The following is a 2,736-nucleotide window of genomic DNA, read 5'->3' on the forward strand; positions in this document are numbered from 1 at the left end:
CTACAAAAGAGACGCGGCCTTGGTCGGAGCCGACGTGCTGTGCAGTCAAGTGACCTTTGCATCGATGAGCCACCATAACATTGAACGTGCCGGATTGCGGGTGTTACACACACAGGCGGAGTGGACTAGACAATAAACATCGAGTTGCGATTGCACAGGGCGGCGATGCCTTCTCAAGCCGGCGATCGCCGGGGTCGGTTCACGATGCAAAGGTCACTTGACTGCACAGCACGTCGGCTCCGACCAAGGCCGCGTCTCTTTTGTAGTGCGCCAATAGAGCGGATTGCAGGCGACGACCGCGAAATTGCGGGTGCACGCAACCACGGGCTGTTACCGAGGCAGAGGGCTAGAAACACCCTTTGTGCCGGACGGGTCATCGCCGGGGTCCGATGCCGGTCCGCCCGCGAGGGGCCCATCGGCGAGGCGTTTACGTCCTCATCGCCACGTCGGTGCGGTTCTTCGCATTCAGTTTCTTCATGACATTGCGAACGTGGACCTTCACCGTGCTTTCACACATGTTGAGTTCGTAGGCGATGACCTTATTCGACTTGCCTTCCTTTATCGCCTTTACGACCGAGTGTTCGCGGCCACTGAGAATGCCGAGCGGCTGGGGCGTCTTCTGCGGCGAGAGTCCAATCTGATCTGCCGCGAAAAGATGGTCCGGTGGGAAATAAGTCCCGCCGACCAGAACAAAACGGATCGCCTCAACCGCGATGTCGAGTCCCATTGTGAGCGGAATGTATCCCTTGGCTCCGTGTCGGATGGTGGCGCGGGCCAACTCGACGTCGTTCGTCGAGGCCAGCGTGACAACCGGGCGGCGCGACACGCCGTCTGCCAAATCCTTCAGCGCGTTCGCCCACGTCTCCCTGCTGGCCTCTATCAGGGACAGGATGACCAGAGCAGCAGAGGCCCCGCGAGGATGCTCCCCGAGTTCCGACAACGACGAAAACGTGACGACTGGAACCGAGAACGCCGATTGCAAGTTACGCCGAATGCATTCCCTCAGGAACGGACGGCTTTCGACAAGCGCAATGGTGCGGTCTTTTTCTGCATCCGTGCTCGTGCAGGTCCGATCGTCGCTGACGTCCAGTTTCTCCAGCTGGGGTGTCACGAGCCGCGTCTCTGGCTGCGCCTCGTTGTGAGATCCGTGATCCATCAAATTTCCCCGTACCGCGAGGCGCATTCGCCAGCAGGCAGAACCGCCGCGTCCTAGCAAACCGACAATAAGTATCGATGTCCCGATCGATCCCCGCCTTGCCGGCAGCATTGAATTGCTACATCCGCCTTCGAAAGTCTAATGAAAACCATAGAAGGTCAAATGAAAACATCTGTTCACGTTATGATCTCCTCATATCCGAGAGTCGCTTTGTGGAGAGCTGTGGTCTACGTGAAGGGCTTAGGGAAGCGAGGACATGCTGGAAAGGTGTCTGTCTCCCTGAGGGCAAGACCACGTCGCCGGCACGATTTGCGGGCGAGCAGCCGTAGAAAGCCTGACGTATGGCCCACCGTGTCTCCATTGTGCCCGCGCAAGATGCGCCCCACTTCGTCGTCCATTCGGAAGATCAGGAGGTTGGGCGCTTCGGTTCGTTGGACGCTGCGTTTGAAGCGGCGCAAGCGGCCGGGGCTGTGATTAGGGACGACGAGCGGCGCGCGCTCGAGCTTTGGCTTTTGGGAGGGCGACCCGAGGTCGGTGGACCGGGCCCCTCCTGGCTGAGAGAGGTCGTTCCGCCGAGCCAGGGGAATTGGCAGGGCGCTCGCCACGCTGCGCCTTACTCACAGCGCCTCCATTGAAACAGGCTGGATTGGCCGACAACCTTTCTGCAATCTGCCCATCTCAAGGTCGTTGAAAGATCCGTTTCCGGGTCTCGTGCATTACGCCGGCAGAAGCAGTTCGAAACACGCGCCAGGATCGCGCGTCTGCGTCATCCCGCCAGTGTCGAGGACGTCAACTATCAAAGTCCCCGCGGGCTCGACCGCGCGCTGTTCCTCAAGCTCGCCGCCTGCGAGCGGCCGATGAGCGGGTCGCCCCGTTGACAAGTAATAGTCGCCAACGTGACAATGCCCTGGGACACTATGCCGATCAAACGAAGCGACAACGATCAAAGGACTGCCGGCCGACGCCCCGAAAGGTGTAGAACCTTTAGAGATCGAGCGGATCGCCGCCCCTTCGCCGATCACGCCGGCCGCAGCGAACGGCGTAACATAACCAAGGGCCAGCAAAGCGCGTGATACACAATCTACCGCGTCGCGATCCGAACGGCTCTCCCCCCCTTCCCACCGCTCGAGCGCGGCGGCTGCCCGCGCCTGGTGGCTCGCGGCCGAAGCGGAAGACGCTTTCGCTGACGACGGCTCGCTGGGATCGATCCGGCCGCGTCTGACGCCTGTCGCCCCGAACGGCCCCCCGATCCGCTGGATGCGACCGGGTCGATGATGGCGCTGCTCCGCCGGCACGTGGCGGCGGACCGCCGGTCCGGACGACATTCGCGACCGCGGATTGCGCCTTCCGTCAGGCCGTCACCGGGACGGCCGCGCCGAGCGGCTGCCGGCACGGGGCGGGCAGCCGCTCGATCCGCAAGAACGCGCCTTTCGGCGCGCCGGCATGGCAGCCTAATCGGGCCGCCACGGATCTCGGTCGGATTGGAGCCCCTACGCGAAGGCGAGTTCCTTGCCGAAGGCGAGTTCCCGAGCGCCTGGCGCGAGAACGGAATCGCCCATTTGCAGCTCGTTGCGGAATGC

General features: G+C 62.1%; 1 protein-coding gene and 1 pseudogene. One reads left to right on the forward strand and one right to left on the reverse strand.

Features of this window, described 5'->3' with window-relative positions:
• Positions 1 to 427 precede the first annotated feature (427 nt).
• A complete protein-coding gene (locus ACLP25_RS23425; protein WP_442471536.1) occupies positions 428 to 1,111 on the reverse strand; it encodes a LuxR C-terminal-related transcriptional regulator in 684 nt (227 codons plus the stop codon).
• Between the two features lie 788 nt (positions 1,112 to 1,899).
• Between ACLP25_RS23425 and ACLP25_RS23430 the strand changes: the two are divergent.
• Positions 1,900 to 1,998: pseudogene (locus ACLP25_RS23430) on the forward strand (AAA family ATPase); the annotation flags it as partial.
• Positions 1,999 to 2,736: the final 738 nt, after the last annotated feature.

Source organism: Roseiarcus sp., assembly GCF_052145395.1.
GTDB lineage: Bacteria > Pseudomonadota > Alphaproteobacteria > Rhizobiales > Beijerinckiaceae > Roseiarcus.